Source organism: Streptomyces sp. NPDC057271 (genome assembly GCF_042668715.1).
GTDB lineage: Bacteria > Actinomycetota > Actinomycetes > Streptomycetales > Streptomycetaceae > Streptomyces.
In genome coordinates this window covers 51,377-67,957 of the sequence record NZ_JBHUYJ010000025.1, presented here as the reverse complement: position 1 = coordinate 67,957, position 16,581 = coordinate 51,377, and the positions used below count along the sequence as shown (strand labels likewise).

Genomic DNA, 16,581 nt, shown 5'->3' with positions numbered 1-16,581 from the left:
CACGGGCCGCACCAGGCCCTGTCACGCCCCATATGTGAAGAACAACCACATCCTGAAGGAGAAACCCATGCCCGACTACAGCAACCCGGCCACCCCGCTCACCGCCAACAAGTACGCGTGGAGCGCCACGCTCGTGCGCCGCCCACAGGGGTACGGCCCGCAGCCCTCTCACGACCTGACCGGCAGCTACACCCCGCAGCCCGGCGCCACCGTGGGCTCCCTCCTCGCAGGAGTCAGGGCCATGTACGCGCAGACACACAGCATCCCCGCCGAGGACGTCCTCCTCGTCCGCTACTCGCTGCGCGAGAAGTAACCCAACCGGAGCCCTCCCTCACACCTGAACCCATCAAGGAGAACCCGATCATGGCCCTCAAGTACAAGTACGACGCCACCCGCAGCGGCGCCAAGCAGCTCGCCCGCGACATCCGCCCCGGCGACCGGCTCTACATCGTCCAGGACAACACCGGCGCCAACGCCATCACCGACCCGAAGGTCTACACCGAGTACATCGTCATCAAGGAGCGCGCCCTCGACTTCACCGGCACCCTCATGGTCTGCAGCCCCAACTCCCGCAACGGCCGCGGCGAGATCTCCGCCGTCGGCCTCCTCCACCGCTACCGCGCCGTCTACAGCGAGCCGCCCGCGGGCGCCACCAACATCGCCTCCCCGGGCCGCACGCACCGGCCCAACCCGCGGCTCGTCGAAAAGCTGCAGAAGGCCGCCGGGGGCAGCGACAGGAAGCCCGTCGCCGCAGGCCGCCGCGGATGGTTCTGATGGCAACCCTCACCCCGGCCGGCCTCGAGCAGGCCGCCGCCCGCCTCGTCAACAGCGCGGTCGTCGATGATCAGTTCGCCCGGCTGGCCGCAAGGTGCGGGCGGACCGCCCCCGCAAGCCGGGCCGCGCGTGGGCTCCTCACCAAGACCGTCGCCGAGCTCGTCGCCGAAGCCTTCGGCGTGAGCAACCCGCACGGCACACGGCCGCCCGTCGACGTCCGGCTCCCCGGCCGGCTCGCCCGCATCCTCCCTGATAAGGCCTGGCGCGGCTACAACTCCGCCCACCCCGCCTCCACCCAGCTGTACGTCGCCGCCGCCGTGTTGCGGGAGTGGGGCTGGCAGAACCGTCCCCACCATCTACGCGACCGCCGAGGACGGCGCTGCATCTGCGGCGCCATCTGCACCGCCGTCCACCTCGGAGTCGGCACCGCAGACACCGCCCATACCGCCGCCGGCCACGTGCTTGCCGAACTCCGCTCCCGAGGATGGGGTGCCCTCATCGGCGACTGGAACCAGGTCGGCGGACGCACCAAAGAACAGGCCATCCAGCTCGTCGAGGCCGCCGCACAGCGGGCTCTTGCAGCAGAGAGCTAAGCCCGGGTATGACCACCAACAACCTCTGAAGGAGTCCCATGACCGACGACGACCTCGAGCCCTGCGGCGAAGGCATGTGCCAGTGCCACTGCGGACACGGCCACCCCTGCGGCTGCGACTGCCCCCGCTGCGATGAATGCAGGCAGTTGTTCGAGAACTGCGACTGCGACGACTAGCTACCGCTCCACCGCCCGGCCCTCGCCACCCGCGGGGGCCTCCGGCGTCGCCCGAGCCATCCACCGGCCCGTCCCCAGATACTCCCGCGGCAGCGACGCCGGCCTCAGCCCGAAATCCCGGCACAGACGCTCCAACTCCGCCCGGCACTCGACCTCGGAATCCGACTGCACCGTAAACACCGTCGCCATGCGGAGCAGTCTGGCGAATAGCCGAGGCCTATCGCAGCAGAACTCGGCATAGCTTGACGCGATGATCTGGGCGAACGTAATCTGCTCTCACTGGACACATGTGACTACTGAGGCCGCCCCGCAACGGGCGGCCTTTTGCGTACCCGGCGGAGGTGAACATGGCCGACCGCCTTGCTCTCGTCGACGAAGAAGCCGCTGCCTACTACGCGGGAAGGCCAGGAGTCACCATCCGGCGTTGGGCATACGAAGGCCGCATCCGTCGCTACGGCTCCGGCCGCGGAAAGGTCCGGTACAACGTGTTCGAGCTCAACAGGGCTTACAGAGACGAAGACACGGGCGAACTCATCACCTCCGGCGAAGTCCCGCCCATGCCTGCCAGAGCAAAGGCCGCGTAGGTAACAGAACGGAGACACCGCCTCCGCTCCACCCGCCCCGGTCGCATGATGAGGCCTCTCATCACGCAACGTCCTGGGGGGACCATGCGACGCACCACCCTTGCCACCCTCGCGGCCACCCTCTGCCTCGGCCTCGCCGCCTGCCAGGGTGAACCGGAAGTCACCACCAAGCCGAACCCGACGGACACCCCACCGGCCGCCCCGGAGTCGCCGAGCAGCCAGCCAACGGCAGCACCGAAGGATGCGGGCGTCGGTGACGCCATCACCCTCAAGGGCTTCGAAGAGGGCCAGCAGCTCGCCGTCACCATCAAGAAGGTGTCCGATCCTGCTGTACCGGGCGACGAGTTCTTCAGCCCTGACGACGGCAACCGGTGGATCGGCCTCCAGGTCGAGATCGTCAACACCGGCACCGCGGTGTACGACGACAGCCCCAGCAACGGCATGCAGGTCGCCGATAGCGAAGGCCAGCGATTCGGCGGCGTCATTGCTGACATCAAGGCCGGCCCGTCCATGGCGGCCAGCGTCACTCTCCAGCCTGGCGACAAGGCGCTCGGCTGGGAGGTCTTCGAGGTTCCCAAGAACTCGAAGATCACCACGGTGCAGTTCGGGATGAACTCCGGATTCTCCGACCAGACAGGGCAGTGGAAGCTGCAGTAGCCGAGACTCCCGGGAGGTGCGATGTCGCTGCCTCCCGGCCTCTCCGGGGTTACCGTCACCGGAACCTATGTCCACGCCGACGGCACACCGTTCAAGGGCAAGCTCCTGTTCCGGCCCGAGCCTGCCATCCTCACCTCCGCCACGCACGGAGTCCTGCTGCTCGGCACGATCGAAGCGACGCTCGACGAGCAAGGCGCCGTGTCTGTCACCCTGCTGGCCACCGACGACCCCGACGTCACGCCGACCGGCTGGACGTATCGGGTCACTGAGCGCTGGTACGACGCGCCCGGCCGCTCCTATCCGCTCTCGCTGCCCCTGGCTGCCCCCGCGGTCGATCTGGCTGACGTGGCGCCGACTGCCGCAGCTGAGGGCGAGTACACCGTCGTCACCGGGCCGGCTGGCCCTACGGGCGCGACAGGCCCAGCTGGACCCGAAGGCCCGACAGGCGCCACGGGAGCGACTGGCCCCACCGGCCCCGCAGGCCCGGAAGGGCCGCAGGGCGAGACCGGGCCGCAGCCCGAACTCGGAGCCGCCGGCGCCGGAGCCAACATCGCCCTCCGGTCGACCGACCCGACGACAACCAACTCCCGCACACCCACCGCCCACGCGACCTCGCACGGCAGCGGAGGCGGTGACCCCGTCACCCCAGCCAGCATCGGCGCAGAGACTCCCGCAGGAGCACAGAGCAAGGCTGACGCGGCGCAGACGGCTGCTGCAACTGACGCCACATCCAAGGTCTCGGCGCACACAGCGGCCACCGACCCGCACGGCGACCGTGCCTACGGCGACGCCGCCTACTACCCGATGACCTCCGGAAACACGCTCAACGGGTTCATCGACGACGCCCTGAACCGCGTCCAAGCCCTGGAGAACCGAGCCACGGCACTCGAAGCCGAGACCCTCGTCGCCGCGAAAACCGCTGACGAGTCGGTCACCAACAACACGCTCCAGGACGACGACCACCTGTTCATCGCCGTAGCCGCGGGCGGCTGGTATGCCGTCGACCTGTACCTCGACGTCGAGGCCGATCCGGCCGCCGACTTCTCGATGGGCTGGTCGGTGCCTGCAGGCGCGGTCATGTCGTGGACCGAGGGCGGCGTCTCTGCCGGCAACGCCAACAACATCGGAAGCATCAAGCTGCAGCGCAACGACGAAGCCACCTCGTCCGGGGTCGGCGTCATCGCGGCCGGATCCGCCGTCTGTCCTCGCGGAGTACTCCGCGTGGGAGGCACCGCCGGGACTCTCCAGTTCCGGTGGGCCCAGACGACCACCAACGCCATCCCGACCGTCCTCAAGACGGGCTCATGGCTCCGCCTCACCCGCATCGCCTGAACCGAGAAAGGGGCGCTGCATGGACGACCTGCTGATGATCGTGCCCACCCGCGGCCGGCCCGACAGCGTTCCCGCCATCCTCGACTGCTGGCGGCAGACCGGCGCCACCTCCGATCTGCTGTTCGCTGTCGATGACGATGATCCGATGCTCGCCGGTTACCGCGAGCACATGGAGTCCATCAACGACCCGCGGATCCACTGGGTGACCGGGCCTCGGCTTCGCCTGTGCGGCACCCTCAATAAGGTCGCCGTCGAGTACGCGGCCCGCTACCGGTTCCTTGCCTTCATGGGCGACGACCACCGGCCCCGCACCGTCGGCTGGGACGAGCGGTTCCGTGTCTGCATGTCCGGCGGCCCCGGCATCGTCTACGGCAACGACCTGCTGCAGGGCCCCCTCATGCCCACTGCCGTCGCCATGACGTCCGACATCGTGACCACCCTCGGCTATATGGCGCCGCCCGCACTCGTTCACCTGTGCCTCGACCTCGTCTGGCTCGAATGGGGCCGCGGCATGCAGCGGATCACCTACCTCGACGATGTCGTCCTCGAGCACATGCACCCCGCGAACGGTAAGGCGCCCCTGGACGCCGGCTACCAGGAGTGCAACAGCCCGGAGATGTCCACCGCGGACGCGACCGCCTACTACGACTACCGCGACAACGGCGGCCTGCAGGCCGACCTTGAGAAGCTCCGGGCACTGGTGGAGGAGGCAGCGTGAGCGGCATCGGCGACATCATCAGCGCGTGGAACGAGGCCGACCCCGCAGCCATTCACCCCACCCGCGGCATCTCCGAGGACGCCTACCAGGCTTCCGGTGAGGCGCAGGCGGAACTCCTGGCCGACGTGCTCCCGAAGGGCTGCAAGGTTGTCGACTTCGGCTGCGGTGACGGCCGTGTCGCCGTACCGCTGCGTCAGCTCGGCTACGACGTCACCGGGGCAGACGGATCTGAAGCCATGCTCGAGGGCCTCGGAGAACGAGACCCGGACATGCCGACCGTCCTCAGCGACGGCACCGACCTTGCGGACAAGCTCGGGAAGAAGACTGACGCCGTCGTCTCCCTTGCCGTTCTCATCCACCACGGCTACGAGGCCTGTGAGGCGATCATCGCCGGGCTGCGGGCTGCGGTACGCGTCAACGGGCTCCTCGTCCTCGACTGGCCTGTCTCCGACCAGCCTTCGGAGGGGGAGGGCTGGATCAGCGTCACCACCTGGGACCGTGAGCGCCAGGACGACATCTGCAGGCGCGTCGGGCTCAAGCGGCTCGACAGCGATCTGCCGTGGCCCGTGTTCAAGGCTGTGAAGGCGGGCAGCTAATGCGAGTCCTCCTGACTGGCGCGGCTGGGTTCGTGGGCCGGCACCTGCACCAAGCGCTCCTTGACCGCGGAGACCACGTACTCGGCATCGACCTCAAGACCACGCCGATCGTCCACAGCATCGACGCCCTCGACCTCTTCCGCCGCGACGACGAGCGGTTCGACCTCGCCATCCACTGCGCTGCCATAGTCGGCGGCCGGGCCAGCATCGACGGCTCACCCCTTGGAGTGGCGACCAACCTGGCGCTCGACGCCTGGTACATGCGCTGGCTCGCCCGAACCAAGACCCCGCGGGCCGTGTACTTCAGCTCGTCGGCTGCCTACCCGATCGCACTTCAGAAGCCGGGCGTCATCCGGCGGCTCGTCGAGACCGACATCGACTACGCCAGCCCCGGCCGGCCCGATGCGACCTACGGCCTGGCCAAGCTCACGGGCGAGCAGCTGTGCCAGTACGCGGAGGCTGCAGGTACTCGCATGACGATCCTGCGGCCCTTCTCCGGCTACGGCACCGACCAGGACGAGACGTACCCGTTCCCGGCCTTCATCGAGCGAGCCAGGCAACGCCAGGCGCCGTTCGACATCTGGGGCGACGGGTCCAGCACCCGCGACTGGATCCACATCGACGACCTCGTCGGTGCCACCCTCGCGGCCGTCGAGCAAGGCGTTCAGGGGCCGGTCAACCTCGGCACGGGCAAGGCCACCAGCTTCGACGAACTGGCCTGCCTGGTCACCGCCGAGGCTGGGTACAGCCCCGACCTCGACCACATCGCCACCGCACCCCAGGGCGTCCACCATCGGGTGAGCGACCCGAGCAGGATGCTCGACTTCTACACGCCCAAGGTCACCCTCGACGAGGGCATCCGGCGGGCGCTCGCGGCATGAGCGGCCGATGGCAGGGCTCGAACCGCGTGAAGCGGCTCCCGCCGAATTGGCGCCGCATCCGGGCCCGCATCCTCAAGCGGGATCCGATCTGCAAGCTCTGCGGGGTCCGACCCAGCGCCTTCTGCGACCATATCGTCGCCAAGGCCGACGACCACAGTGACGCCGGCCTGCAAGGCGTGTGTGGCCCCTGCCACGACCAGAAGAGCAGCCTCGAAGGAAACCAGGCCCAGCGCGAAAACCCCCGGCCCGGAAGAACCCGCCCGCCCGAGAAACACCCCGGGGTGAAGTGATGCCGGCCTACTTGATCCAGCACCCCGCCGAGCAGCGCCGCGAAGACATTCTCATCGAGGACCCTGCCCTCACCCTCTCTCTCGAGGCCGGCTGGGCAGTGTTCAGGGACAGCGAGGGAATCTGCTTCGCCATACCAAGCGGGCAAGGAGCCCACATCCAGCGGGTAGAAGCGGAGCAGGACGAGCAGCCCGCGCCACAGAAGGAGTGACGAACTGTGGCTAAGGGCAAGGCGGGTAACGCCAGCGCGCTCAAGCGCTACTGGAGTACTGGTGCTGGGGCAGCCAAGGTCCGATGGGGCACACCCGGTGACTTCACCAGGTGCAGCCGGCAGCTGGCCAAGTACCTAGGACCCAGGGCCAAGGGGTACTGCGCACGCATGCACCGAGCACGCACAGGCGTATGGCCAGGCGACCGCAGGAACGTGGGCCGCCGGCGCTGACCCACCCAACCAACGACACCTGCGGGTAGCTCCCGCAGGAAGGAAGGCCCGATGTCTCCAGGCATCGGGCCTTCTGCATGCCTGGAGACAGAATGAACCCCTGCCCTTACTGTGGTGCGCCCATGAGCAGCTCTCGCCGCAAACAATGTGGCGGCCTTGACTGCAAGCGGGCCTTCAATGCCGAGCGCATGCGGGCGTATCAGCGCCGTTACAAGGCACGGCACGGGTACTACCAGACGCGGCTCTACGACCGAGGCAAGAAGCGGCAGTATGCGATCACATGTAAACGCTGTGGACGCGAGGCTGTGGTCACCACCAAGGCAGCGAGGTACTGCTCACATGCGTGCTGGTACCAGGCCAAACATGCGGCGCACGCTCAGGTCGTACTCGCAGGCAAGCTGCACCAGCGCATGCCGCGACCTCAAGCCGTGACGGTGCTCAAGCCCCTACGACGGAGATGGTTCGGGGCGCGCTGTCCTATGTGTTCGACCTGCTTCGTTACCGACAACCCACGGGACCAGAACTGCTCGCCACGCTGCGGTCGTCGGGCGAGCAAGGATAAGCGGCGCGCCCTAGAGCGCAACGCCTTCGTCGCCCCCGTCAACCGGACTGAGGTGTACGAACGGGACCGGTGGACATGTCAGCTGTGTCACGAACCAGTCGCGCGCGCCGAGGTCGTTCCGCACCCTCAGGCGCCGACCATCGACCACGTCATCCCGCTCGCCAAAGGCGGCACGCATGAGCCGGCCAACGTGCAGTGCGCTCACTTCATGTGCAACTCGATCAAGAGAGATCGGGGCCACCAGGCGGAGGGGATCAAGCAGGCGGCGTAGCCACCACCCTGGCACCCCCTCCCCCTCCCCCCTATCTTCCCGATCGGGGCCGTATAGATCACGACTTTCTGTACGGGTTTCCTAGGCGCCCGCGCGGCGTCGCCAAACCGCCCCAGCGCGCCCCGGAGGCGTGCGTCAGACCCTGGAGGTCGCCATGGGCACGCGTGGTCCCATCCCGGAGCGCTCTGAAGCGCGCCGGCGGCGCAACAAAAACGACGACGTCGGCCTGGTCAAGGCCCCCTCTACCCCGCCGGCCGACCTGCCGGACCTGCCGGAGCCAGACCAGCTGTGGCACCCGATAGCGAGGGATTGGTACCTGTCCCTGCGCGAGTCAGGGCAGGCCGCCTTCTACCAGCCGTCCGACTGGGCGATGGCGCGGTACGCCGCGGAGCTCATGTCCCGAGGCCTACTGGAGGACCGGCCGCCGAATGGCCAGTACGTCGCGGCCCTCAACAGCGTGATGGCGAGCCTGCTGACGACGGAGGGGGATCGGCGCCGTGTCCGCATCGAGCTGGAGCGTAAGCCGGCTGTGAAGGTGGTGCCGGCGTCGGTCACGGCCATCGCCGACTACCGCTCGTCGATCGGTGGCTGACAGCGAAGTTCCCGAGGTCGTCACGCCCTTCACGATCGGCCCGACGTGGCAGCGTGGCGAGGGCGGCAAGTTCGTTCTCCCCGAGTACACGCTCGGCTGGCAGGCCCTCGCCTGGACGGCTACGTACCTGCAGCACTACGTCGGAGCCCCGTGGCGGTACACGCCGGAGCAGGCTCGCCTGACGCTGTGGTGGTACGCCATGGATCCGGCGACGAATCGGTTCCTGTGGCGTGACGGCGTGATCCAGCGGTTGAAGGGCTGGGGTAAGGACCCGCTGATCGCGACCTGGTCGGCGTTCGAGTTCGTGGGCCCATGCCGTTTCGGTGAGGTTGCTGACGAGGGCAACGAGTGGGGCGTGCCGCCTGGGCAGCCACTAGGGCAGCCGCACCCTGCGGCGTGGGTGCAGATTGCCGCGGTCTCGCAGGACCAGACCCGGAACACGATGACGCTGTTTCCGTCGATCTTGACGAAGCGTGCGATCGAGGAGTTCCGCATCGACCTCGGCAAGGAGATCATCTACGCGGACAAGGGCCGGGCCCGAATTGAGGCGGTCACCTCTTCGCCGCGAGCACTGGAGGGCGGCCGGCCGACCTCAGTGAACCTCGGGGAAACCCACCATTGGGTTGAGTCCAACCAGGGTCACGAGATGGCTGCCGTGATCGAGCGCAACGCGACCAAGTCGGCAGACGGCATGTCCCGGACGTTGGCCAACACCAACGCTTACGAGCCCGGCGAGGACAGCGTTGCCGAGCGCACGCGAGAGGCCTTTGAATCGACAGAGGCGGGCCGCGCTGCCGACGTCGGGCTGTTCTACGACAGCCTCGAGGCGCCGGCTGAGGCCAAGCTGACGGAGGAGTGGATCGAGCCGACTCTGCGGGCGGTCCGCGGCGATTCCGTGTGGCTGGACATCGAGCGACTGAAGGCGTCGATCCTCGACGTCCGCAACCCGCCATCCCGCTCCCGGCGGTTCTGGTTCAACCAGATCACCGCTTCTGAGGACGCCTACCTGGCGACCTACGAATGGAACGCCTGCCCGCATGAGGGCATCGAGCTGCAGCCGGGCGACGAGATAGTTCTCTTCTTCGACGGCTCGAAGTCGGACGATGCGACGGGCCTGGTGGCTTGCCGCCTGTCCGACGGGCACCTGCAGACTCTCGGCGTGTGGCAGCGACGGCCGAACTGGCCGGACGGGGTTCCGTGGCGAGTGCCCCGCGAGGAGGTTGACGGAGTAGTGGACCTGGCCTTCGCCACGTACAAGCCGCTGGCCTTCTTCGCCGACCCAGGTTCGGGGTTCGACGATGCGGATGGCGAACGGTACTGGGACGGCTACATCGACGCCTGGGCTCAGAGGTACGGCAAGCGGCTCAAGCTGAAGGCTGTTGCTTCCGGCCACGGCCAGCATGCGGTGATGTGGGACATGCGCGACACGCGCCGCCAGCAGGTGTTCACCGAGGCCGTGGACCGGTTCTACCGGGACGTTCTGGAGCGCCAGTTGACGCACGACGGCCACAGGGTGCTGCGTCAGCACGTAGCGAACGCTCGCCGCCGCACTAACCGGTGGGGCTACACGATCGGCAAGGAGCATCGCGAGTCGTCCCGGAAGGTCGACCTGGCGGTGTGCGCTATCGGTGCGCGGATGCTGCGCCGCATGGTCATGAACAGCCCGGCTTGGGTGAAGCGCTCAACGGCGCGCGGCAAGGGGAGGGTGGTGGTGTTGCGGTGACGATTCCCACCCTGCCCCTGCTGGGGCTCTCGGAGTACGAGGAGTCGATGCTCGGCCTGCTGCGGTCGGACCTGCTGACTCAGCGGACCAAGCTCGGCATCCTGGACGCCTACTTCAACGGTGAGCAGGTGATCCGCGACCTCGGGATCTCCATTCCGCCTCAGCTGCGCACTCTTCACACGGTCATCGGCTGGCCGAGGATCGGCGTGGAAGCGCTCGAGCAGCGCTTGGACCTGGAGGCGTTCCGATGGGCCGACGGCGCCGACAGCTCGGAGCTTGAGGAGATCGCTGAGGCCAATGACTGGTACGACGAGGCGTCCCTCGGCCACCTGGACGCGCTGACCTACGGCCGCGAGTACGTGGCGGCCGGTTCGGGCGAGGACACTGACCTTCCGCTGGTGACTTTCGAGTCGCCGCTGGACATGACTCTGGCGTGGGATGCGCGTCTCCGCGTGGGTACGGCTGCGCTTCGTGAGTGCCAGGCTGACCAGTACGACTACGGGCTGGCTTCGGACGAGCGTCTGATCACGCTGTACCTGCCGGACCAGACGATCTACGTCGTGCAGGCCGACGGCGGCTGGGTGGTCCTGGATCGCGACGAGCACAAACTCGGCATGGTGCCGGTGCTGCGGATGGCCAATCGCCAGCGAACCGCGGACCGCGTCGGGAAGTCGGAGATCACGCCGGAGGTCATGTCCATCACGGACGCCGCCTGCCGCCGGCTGATGGGTATCGAGGTGCAGGCCGAGTTCTTCGGTGCTCCGCAGCGGTACATCCTGGGAGCGTCTGAATCCGCCTTCCAGGACCCGGCGGGCAACGCTAAGAGTGCCTGGGAGACGTACATCGGCCGCGTCCTGGCGCTGGAGCGAGACGAGGACGGCAACGTGCCGACGGTCGGCGCGTTTGCTGCTCACGACCCTTCCGGCATGACGAAGATCATCGATCTGTACGCGCGGATCATGGCGACGCAGCTCGGTCTGCCGCCGCACATGCTCGGCTACACCAGCGACAACCCCGCCTCGGCGGACGCGATCCGCTCCTCGGAAGCCATGCTGGTGAAGAAGGCGGAGCGCCGTATCCGGCGCTTTGGCGCCACGCACCGGGATGCGATGCGGCTGGCGCTGTGGGTCCGGGACGGGGAGCCGCCGGAGAGGTCACGTCGGCTGGAGACGGTGTGGCGGAACCCTGCTACGCCGACGATCGCTGCTCAGACCGACGCAGCGGTGAAGCTGGCCCAGGCCGGCATCATCCCGGCAGAGTCGGATGTGCTTCTGGAGATGGCCGGCCTCACCGAGGACCAGCGGCAGCGCGTGACCGCCGATCGTCGTCGCGCCCAGGGCCGCCAGCTTCTCTCCTCGCTGACTGCGGGCGTCGAGGAAGGAACGGACCCGGAGGCCGAGGATGGCGACGACGACCTCTGACGGGGGCGCGGCGGCTCGTAGGCAGCGTCAGGCCCAGCGCGGCCTGACGCGGCTCCTGGTGCGAGACATGCGGGGCTTGCGGCGCGTCATCATCCCGTCCCGGCTCGAAGCCACCATCCCCGACTGGATCACCGCTGTACGGGCGTTGGTGGACCAGTACGGGGCCGCCTCGTCCGCACTGGCCGCCGACTACTACGACGCCGAGCGGGTTGCCGCCCGAGTCACGGGCCGGTTCACCGTTCCGCTGGTGGACCCGCCGCCGGACGAGCAGGTCGACGACAGTCTGCGGTGGGCGACGAAGGATCTCTGGCCTCGCGACCCGGAGGACCCGGATACCACGGAAGCGCAACGGCAACCGATGGACGTCCGCCTCGAACAGGCGCAGAAGAAGGCTGAGGCTGTCGCTCAGAAACTGGTGACTGATCAGGGCCGCGGCACCGTCCAGGAGGCAGTGCGGCAAGACCGGCAGGCCACAGCATGGGCGCGGTCCGCAGCGCTTGGAGCTTGCAGTTTCTGCAAGCTCCTTGCGGTCCGAGGCGCTGTGTACAAGCAGGACACCGCCGACTTCCGGGCCCATGACGGCTGCCACTGCGGCGTGGTCCCGGTGTTCAAGGGGCAGCGGTTCGAGCTGTCCGACCCAGCACGTGAGTGGGAGCGGCTGTACCGCGAGTTCGCGGCGCCTCACTCGGGCGATCAGCTGAGGCGGTTCCGCCTGGCGCTCGCCGAACACGGGCACACGCCCGCTCTGTAAGTCACCCTGGCCGCCCCGGTGGCGGCCTTTCTCAGCCCCCGGAGGGCTCGATCATCATGCCTGAAGAGACCGCGACTCCCGAATCGTCTCAGCCCAACGCCGACACCGGGCAGGAGCCCGAGACTCCGAGCAGCCAGACGCAGCCGGAAGCCCTCGAAACCCTCCTGGCCACCCTCGACGACGAGGTGAAGCTGGCCCTCCTGAACGAGGGAGGCAAGAAGGCGCTTCTCGCCGAGCGTGAGGCCGCGAAGGCCGCACGGCGTGAACGCGACGCAGCACTGGCCAAAGTGCAGGAGCACGAGAGGGCCAAGCTGACCGAGCAGGAACGGCTGACCGCAGACCTCACCGAGGCTCAGCAGCACGTTCAGACGTTCCGTCAGCGCGCTGTGCAGTCCGAGGTTCGGGCCCTCGCTTCGGCAGGGTTCGCCGACCCCGAAGACGCCCACGCCTTCCTCGACCTGGACTCCTTCGTGAACAGCGAAGGCGACATCGACTCGGATGCGATCCGGGGCAGCCTCGCGGACCTGCTGCAGCGCAAGCCGCACCTCGCGAAGCCCGTCGGCAACTCTCCGCGCCGCCCGGCGCCGGACCGCACGCAGGGCTCGTCAGGCAACGGCAACCGAACCCCCAACAGCCCGGCGGAAGAGTTCGCGGGCTTCATGCAAAGGGCCCTGAAGGGCCGCTGAGGAAGGTAACTCATGGCTGCTACGCCGCCCATCAAGCTGTCTGACATCGACAGCACTTTCCTGCCCGAGACGCTCGTCGGGCCCATCTTCGAGAAGTCCGTCGAGCAGTCGGCGGTCATGTCGCTCGCGAAGCGCGTGCCGCTCGCCATGACGGCGAACACCGCGGTCCCGGTGCCACTGGACGTGCCCACGGCCGACTGGGTCGAGCAGGCCGGCCGAAAGCCGATCAGCACCGGCGGCGTCGACATCAAGCAGATGGCCGGCAAGAAGATCGCCGTGCTCATCCCGGTCGCGATGGAGGTCGCGAACAGCAACGCGGCCGGACTGTGGACCCAGCTGCAGCGCGACCTGCCGACGGCCTTCGCCCGCGCCTTCGACCGGGCGACGATCCACGGCAAGACGATGAAGGGCGCCACGGGACCGTTCGCGGACTACCTGGCGATGACGACCAAGAGCGTCACCATCGGCGGCACGACGCAGGCCAACGGCGGCATCTACGGCGACATCGTCAAGGGCATGAAGGAGACCATCGACGACGACTGGGACTACACCGGCACGGTCCTGGACCACCGGATGAAGCCCAGCCTTCTCGGCGCGACGGACACCACCGGCCGGCCGATCTTCGTGGACACCACCCAGCCGGGTACCGGCGCCGCCCTCGCGGGCACGCTGGTCGGCGAGCCTGTCGCCTACTCCCGCAGCGTGTCGGGCAAGCTCCGCCGGCAGTCGGGCACCATCGACACCGGCCTTCGCGGCATCGGCGGTGACTGGTCTCAGACGGCGTATGGCGTCGGTATGGACATCACGGTCAAGATCAGCCGTGAGGCGACGTACATCGACGAGGACGGCGGCGTCCACTCGGCGTTCCAGGAGAACCTGGTGCTCCTCCTGGCGGAGGCGTACTACGGCTTCGTCCTCGGCGACGAGGAGGCGTTCGTGAAGTACCTGGCTGCGGGCGGAGCCTCGTGACGTCGGGCGGGTCCGGCAGCCGGGCGCCGATGCAGATCGTGGCCCGGCTGCACGGCTACCCGCCGCGCCACAACGCTGGCGCCGAATGGATGGTCCACAGCATGCTGCGGGCCCTCGTCCAGCGCGGCCACGAGGTGTCGGTGTGGCTCTCCCGCTACACCGACGACCGCGAGGCCTATGACCTGGACGGTGTGCAGGTCATCCCGCTGCAGACACGACTGGATGCCGCGACGGCTATCCGCAAGTGCGACGTGGTCGTCTCTCATCTGGAGAACGTCCCCAGCGCCGGTGCGCTCGCCCGCGGCTACGGCAAGCCGCTGGCGGTCGTCGTCCACAACACCCACCTGCCGAGCTTTCGGCAGATGGCCGGCGGAGACACCGCGCTCGCGGTCTACAACAGTCAGTGGATGGCGCGGGAGGCGGAGCTGTTCTTCGCCGAGTACCCGAAGGGCGTCCGGCCGGGGGCCGAGGTGATCGTGCGGCCCCCGGTGTTCGCCGAGGAGTACCGCACCCGGCCCGGCAAGAAGGTCACGCTGATCAACTGCAACCTGGAGAAGGGTGGCCGGCTCTTCGAGAAGCTGGCCCGCCGGATGCCGGACGTGCAGTTCATGGCTGTGCGTGGAGCCTACGGCGAGCAGCTCCTTCCTGAGCTGCCGAACGTCGAGATCGTGGACCACCTGTGCGGCCACGAGATGCGGGACCGGGTCTACAGCAACACGAAGGTGCTGCTGATGCCGTCCTCCTACGAGTCGTGGGGCCGGGCCGGTGTGGAGGCCCTTGCGTCGGGGATTCCGGTGGTCGCTCACCCCACCCCGGGGCTGTGCGAGTCGCTGGGCGAGGCCGGCGTGTTCGTCGACCTGCACGACGTCGAGGGCTACGAGACGGTCATCCGCAAGCTGCTGGACGATCCGGCCGAGTACAGGCTGGTGTCGAAGCGGGCGAAGGCCCGCTCGGCGGAGCTGGACCCGGCACCGGACCTGGCCGCCTGGTGTGACGCCGTAGAGGCCCTGGCCTGACAGGAGGCGACGATGCCATTCGTACCCCCGACGGCTGAGGAGCTCGGGCTCTATCTGGGCCTGGGCGAGATTGACGGCGACCGGGCGGATCTGCTGATCGTGCAGGCTGTGGCCTTGTGCGAGTCCGTGGTGAAACCGCTGCCGGACCAGGCTACGGCCGTAGTCTTGTCTGCTGCCGGCAGGGCCTACGTGAATCCGCAGCAGGTCTCTTACGAGACGATCGGCCCCATGTCGGTGCAGCGCCCCAGCGGTTCGGGCGGCCTCTACCTGACGAAGGCTGACAAGGCCGCGCTGAAGAGCCTTGCCGGTCGCGGCGGGGCGTTCACCGTGGACCCGACACCGGCGACGGCTGACCCGTCGCCGTCGTGGCCTGTGGACGACACCTATGGGGCTGGCCTGGAGTATGAGCCGGGTTGGGGGTGGGTCTAATGGCCCGCTACCCGTTCGGGGAGACAGTGGTGCGGCTGCGCCGCGGCACATCTCCCGGCCGGGACTCTCGTGGCCAGCCGATTCCCGGGCCGCTGATGGAAACCGAGGTCGACGGCTGCGTGGTAACGCCTCGCGCAGAGACCCCGCAGGTTGGCGGGGATCAGCAGCAAGCCCGAGACACCGTCATCGTCGGCTACACCGTCTACGACCCGTCTCGAACCAGCTGGAGAACGACGGACCAGGTCCGCATCCGTGGCGAGGTCTGCGAGATCACTGGTGAGCCAGGGGACTGGGGCGTCTCACCGTTCACTGGCACGCCCGGCCCGGTGCAGTTTGCCGCAGACCGAGTCACCGGCTGAAGGAGGGCGACGTGGCGGCCAAGTTCAGGATGTCGAAGAAGGGCGTGGGGCAGCTCCTGCGCAGCCCGATGGTCCTTCACGAGATGGTGCGCCGGGCCGAGGTCATCAAGGGCGTCGGGGAAGTAATCGCCCCTGTCGAGCGAGGCACCTACAAGGCGTCGTTCTTCGTCCGCCCCGTACCTCGCGGCGGCCGGCGTCGCGACCGCGCTGTGGCCGTAGTCGGGAACGCATCGCCTCACGGTGCCCACGTCGAGTACGGCACCGACAAAGTTCGGGCCCATCATGTGCTGCTGCGGGCCGCGCAAACGGGTGGGCGGAACTGATGGCCGCCGTCGGCTCCGTCGACATTGAGCTCGAACTCATCGGCTGGACCCAGGACAAGCTCGGAAGCGAGGTTGTGGTCCGGGACGAACTGGACAACAACCTCACGGACGAGCTGCCCACGGTGCAGATCGAGGTCGTGGGGGGTGACGACGACGGGATCCGGCTCGACCGGGCTCTGGTCGACGTCAACGTCTACGCAGCCACTCGGGCCGAGGCCATCGCCCTGGCGGCCCAAGTGCACGGCCTGTACCTGACCGAACTCCGCGGCTCGAAGACTACGAATGCCGTCTTCGGCCTGGTCGCCACGGTCTCACGCCCGGCGGCCCGACCCTACGAGAACACCGCGCTCCGCCGCGTCGGGGCCACCTACGCCCTTCACAGTCACCCGGTCTCCTGACCGAACTGGGCCCGCGCCGGACCCTTCTCAGTCCCCGCCC

General features: G+C 68.2%; 23 protein-coding genes. 22 read left to right on the top strand and 1 reads right to left on the bottom strand.

What is annotated here, in order from left to right; all coding sequences use genetic code 11:
- Nucleotides 1-67: 67 nt before the first annotated feature.
- From ACFUJR_RS14845 to ACFUJR_RS14835, 3 genes are read left to right on the top strand one after another with little or no spacing between them, the layout of a single operon-like run.
- Nucleotides 68-313: a hypothetical protein gene (locus ACFUJR_RS14845; RefSeq protein WP_383166315.1), complete on the top strand. Its 246-nt coding sequence runs from the start codon at nt 68-70 to the stop codon at nt 311-313.
- Between the two features lie 50 nt (nt 314-363).
- The gene (locus ACFUJR_RS14840) at nt 364-774 is read left to right on the top strand and encodes a hypothetical protein (protein WP_383166318.1); all 411 of its coding nucleotides are present in this window, start codon (nt 364-366) and stop codon (nt 772-774) included.
- A complete protein-coding gene (locus ACFUJR_RS14835) occupies nt 774-1,367 on the top strand; it encodes a hypothetical protein (RefSeq protein WP_383166321.1) in 594 nt (197 codons plus the stop codon). Before ACFUJR_RS14840 ends, ACFUJR_RS14835 begins: the two co-directional genes overlap by 1 nt.
- A 176-nt stretch (nt 1,368-1,543) precedes the next feature.
- Here the strand turns inward: ACFUJR_RS14835 and ACFUJR_RS14830 are convergent, their stop codons facing one another.
- A complete protein-coding gene (locus ACFUJR_RS14830; protein WP_383166324.1) occupies nt 1,544-1,732 on the bottom strand; it encodes a hypothetical protein in 189 nt (62 codons plus the stop codon).
- A gap of 158 nt (nt 1,733-1,890) precedes the next feature.
- On the opposite strand from ACFUJR_RS14830, the gene ACFUJR_RS14825 reads away from it, so the two are divergent.
- The 19 genes from ACFUJR_RS14825 (at nt 1,891) to ACFUJR_RS14735 (ending at nt 16,541) form a co-directional block, all read left to right on the top strand.
- Nucleotides 1,891-2,127 (top strand): DNA-binding protein, encoded by a 237-nt coding sequence (locus tag ACFUJR_RS14825; RefSeq protein ID WP_383166327.1) that lies wholly within the window; start codon nt 1,891-1,893, stop codon nt 2,125-2,127.
- Nucleotides 2,128-2,211: 84 nt separating this feature from the next.
- Complete coding sequence (locus ACFUJR_RS14820; RefSeq protein ID WP_383166329.1) at nt 2,212-2,784, top strand: DUF4352 domain-containing protein; 573 nt, start codon at nt 2,212-2,214, stop codon at nt 2,782-2,784.
- 21 nt (nt 2,785-2,805) lie between these two features.
- Nucleotides 2,806-4,116: a hypothetical protein gene (locus ACFUJR_RS14815; protein ID WP_383166332.1), complete on the top strand. Its 1,311-nt coding sequence runs from the start codon at nt 2,806-2,808 to the stop codon at nt 4,114-4,116.
- Between the two features lie 19 nt (nt 4,117-4,135).
- Nucleotides 4,136-4,834 carry a glycosyltransferase family 2 protein gene (locus ACFUJR_RS14810; RefSeq protein WP_383166335.1) on the top strand — a complete coding sequence of 233 codons (699 nt, stop codon included), beginning with the start codon at nt 4,136-4,138 and terminating at the stop codon, nt 4,832-4,834.
- Nucleotides 4,831-5,430, top strand: a complete 600-nt coding sequence (locus ACFUJR_RS14805; protein WP_383166338.1) for a class I SAM-dependent methyltransferase — start codon at nt 4,831-4,833, stop codon at nt 5,428-5,430. Before ACFUJR_RS14810 ends, ACFUJR_RS14805 begins: the two co-directional genes overlap by 4 nt.
- Nucleotides 5,430-6,311, top strand: coding sequence for an NAD-dependent epimerase/dehydratase family protein (locus ACFUJR_RS14800; protein WP_383166341.1), 882 nt, complete (start codon nt 5,430-5,432; stop codon nt 6,309-6,311). The genes ACFUJR_RS14805 and ACFUJR_RS14800 overlap by 1 nt, the downstream gene beginning before the upstream one ends.
- A 289-nt stretch (nt 6,312-6,600) precedes the next feature.
- Nucleotides 6,601-6,810 (top strand): hypothetical protein, encoded by a 210-nt coding sequence (locus ACFUJR_RS14795; protein ID WP_383166343.1) that lies wholly within the window; start codon nt 6,601-6,603, stop codon nt 6,808-6,810.
- A gap of 308 nt (nt 6,811-7,118) precedes the next feature.
- Nucleotides 7,119-7,874 (top strand): HNH endonuclease, encoded by a 756-nt coding sequence (locus ACFUJR_RS14790; protein ID WP_383450422.1) that lies wholly within the window; start codon nt 7,119-7,121, stop codon nt 7,872-7,874.
- A 130-nt stretch (nt 7,875-8,004) separates the two neighbouring features.
- A complete protein-coding gene (locus tag ACFUJR_RS14785; RefSeq protein WP_383166346.1) occupies nt 8,005-8,466 on the top strand; it encodes a hypothetical protein in 462 nt (153 codons plus the stop codon).
- Nucleotides 8,459-10,189, top strand: coding sequence for a terminase (locus ACFUJR_RS14780; RefSeq protein WP_383166349.1), 1,731 nt, complete (start codon nt 8,459-8,461; stop codon nt 10,187-10,189). The genes ACFUJR_RS14785 and ACFUJR_RS14780 overlap by 8 nt, the downstream gene beginning before the upstream one ends.
- Nucleotides 10,135-11,610, top strand: coding sequence for a phage portal protein (locus tag ACFUJR_RS14775; protein ID WP_383166352.1), 1,476 nt, complete (start codon nt 10,135-10,137; stop codon nt 11,608-11,610). The genes ACFUJR_RS14780 and ACFUJR_RS14775 overlap by 55 nt, the downstream gene beginning before the upstream one ends.
- Complete coding sequence (locus tag ACFUJR_RS14770; protein ID WP_383166355.1) at nt 11,591-12,361, top strand: hypothetical protein; 771 nt, start codon at nt 11,591-11,593, stop codon at nt 12,359-12,361. Before ACFUJR_RS14775 ends, ACFUJR_RS14770 begins: the two co-directional genes overlap by 20 nt.
- Before the next feature lie 56 nt (nt 12,362-12,417).
- Nucleotides 12,418-13,047, top strand: a complete 630-nt coding sequence (locus ACFUJR_RS14765) for a hypothetical protein (RefSeq protein ID WP_383166358.1) — start codon at nt 12,418-12,420, stop codon at nt 13,045-13,047.
- 12 nt (nt 13,048-13,059) lie between these two features.
- Nucleotides 13,060-14,016 carry a phage major capsid protein gene (locus ACFUJR_RS14760; protein WP_383166361.1) on the top strand — a complete coding sequence of 319 codons (957 nt, stop codon included), beginning with the start codon at nt 13,060-13,062 and terminating at the stop codon, nt 14,014-14,016.
- Nucleotides 14,013-15,032, top strand: a complete 1,020-nt coding sequence (locus ACFUJR_RS14755; RefSeq protein ID WP_383166364.1) for a glycosyltransferase family 4 protein — start codon at nt 14,013-14,015, stop codon at nt 15,030-15,032. Before ACFUJR_RS14760 ends, ACFUJR_RS14755 begins: the two co-directional genes overlap by 4 nt.
- A gap of 12 nt (nt 15,033-15,044) precedes the next feature.
- Nucleotides 15,045-15,461, top strand: coding sequence for a hypothetical protein (locus tag ACFUJR_RS14750; protein WP_383166367.1), 417 nt, complete (start codon nt 15,045-15,047; stop codon nt 15,459-15,461).
- Nucleotides 15,461-15,820, top strand: a complete 360-nt coding sequence (locus ACFUJR_RS14745) for a hypothetical protein (RefSeq protein WP_383166370.1) — start codon at nt 15,461-15,463, stop codon at nt 15,818-15,820. Before ACFUJR_RS14750 ends, ACFUJR_RS14745 begins: the two co-directional genes overlap by 1 nt.
- Before the next feature lie 11 nt (nt 15,821-15,831).
- Entirely contained in the window at nt 15,832-16,143 is a 312-nt protein-coding gene (locus ACFUJR_RS14740; RefSeq protein WP_383166372.1) for an HK97 gp10 family phage protein, read from the top strand.
- Nucleotides 16,143-16,541 carry a hypothetical protein gene (locus ACFUJR_RS14735; protein ID WP_383166375.1) on the top strand — a complete coding sequence of 133 codons (399 nt, stop codon included), beginning with the start codon at nt 16,143-16,145 and terminating at the stop codon, nt 16,539-16,541. The genes ACFUJR_RS14740 and ACFUJR_RS14735 overlap by 1 nt, the downstream gene beginning before the upstream one ends.
- The last annotated feature ends 40 nt before the right edge of the window (nt 16,542-16,581 follow it).

Excerpts from the sequence above, each read along its gene's own strand:
- ACFUJR_RS14845 (WP_383166315.1), top strand. The coding sequence starts at position 68 with ATGCCCGACTACAGCAACCCGGCCACCCCGCTCACCGCCAACAAGTAC.
- ACFUJR_RS14840 (WP_383166318.1), top strand. The coding sequence starts at position 364 with ATGGCCCTCAAGTACAAGTACGACGCCACCCGCAGCGGCGCCAAGCAG.
- ACFUJR_RS14765 (WP_383166358.1), top strand. The coding sequence starts at position 12,418 with ATGCCTGAAGAGACCGCGACTCCCGAATCGTCTCAGCCCAACGCCGAC.
- ACFUJR_RS14790 (WP_383450422.1), top strand. The coding sequence starts at position 7,119 with ATGCCTGGAGACAGAATGAACCCCTGCCCTTACTGTGGTGCGCCCATG.
- ACFUJR_RS14760 (WP_383166361.1), top strand. The coding sequence starts at position 13,060 with ATGGCTGCTACGCCGCCCATCAAGCTGTCTGACATCGACAGCACTTTC.
- ACFUJR_RS14795 (WP_383166343.1), top strand. The coding sequence starts at position 6,601 with ATGCCGGCCTACTTGATCCAGCACCCCGCCGAGCAGCGCCGCGAAGAC.
- ACFUJR_RS14750 (WP_383166367.1), top strand. The coding sequence starts at position 15,045 with ATGCCATTCGTACCCCCGACGGCTGAGGAGCTCGGGCTCTATCTGGGC.
- ACFUJR_RS14835 (WP_383166321.1), top strand. The coding sequence starts at position 774 with ATGGCAACCCTCACCCCGGCCGGCCTCGAGCAGGCCGCCGCCCGCCTC.
- ACFUJR_RS14800 (WP_383166341.1), top strand. The coding sequence starts at position 5,430 with ATGCGAGTCCTCCTGACTGGCGCGGCTGGGTTCGTGGGCCGGCACCTG.
- ACFUJR_RS14815 (WP_383166332.1), top strand. The coding sequence starts at position 2,806 with ATGTCGCTGCCTCCCGGCCTCTCCGGGGTTACCGTCACCGGAACCTAT.
- ACFUJR_RS14825 (WP_383166327.1), top strand. The coding sequence starts at position 1,891 with ATGGCCGACCGCCTTGCTCTCGTCGACGAAGAAGCCGCTGCCTACTAC.
- ACFUJR_RS14770 (WP_383166355.1), top strand. The coding sequence starts at position 11,591 with ATGGCGACGACGACCTCTGACGGGGGCGCGGCGGCTCGTAGGCAGCGT.
- ACFUJR_RS14810 (WP_383166335.1), top strand. The coding sequence starts at position 4,136 with ATGGACGACCTGCTGATGATCGTGCCCACCCGCGGCCGGCCCGACAGC.
- ACFUJR_RS14820 (WP_383166329.1), top strand. The coding sequence starts at position 2,212 with ATGCGACGCACCACCCTTGCCACCCTCGCGGCCACCCTCTGCCTCGGC.
- ACFUJR_RS14745 (WP_383166370.1), top strand. The coding sequence starts at position 15,461 with ATGGCCCGCTACCCGTTCGGGGAGACAGTGGTGCGGCTGCGCCGCGGC.
- ACFUJR_RS14830 (WP_383166324.1), bottom strand. The coding sequence starts at position 1,732 with ATGGCGACGGTGTTTACGGTGCAGTCGGATTCCGAGGTCGAGTGCCGG.
- ACFUJR_RS14735 (WP_383166375.1), top strand. The coding sequence starts at position 16,143 with ATGGCCGCCGTCGGCTCCGTCGACATTGAGCTCGAACTCATCGGCTGG.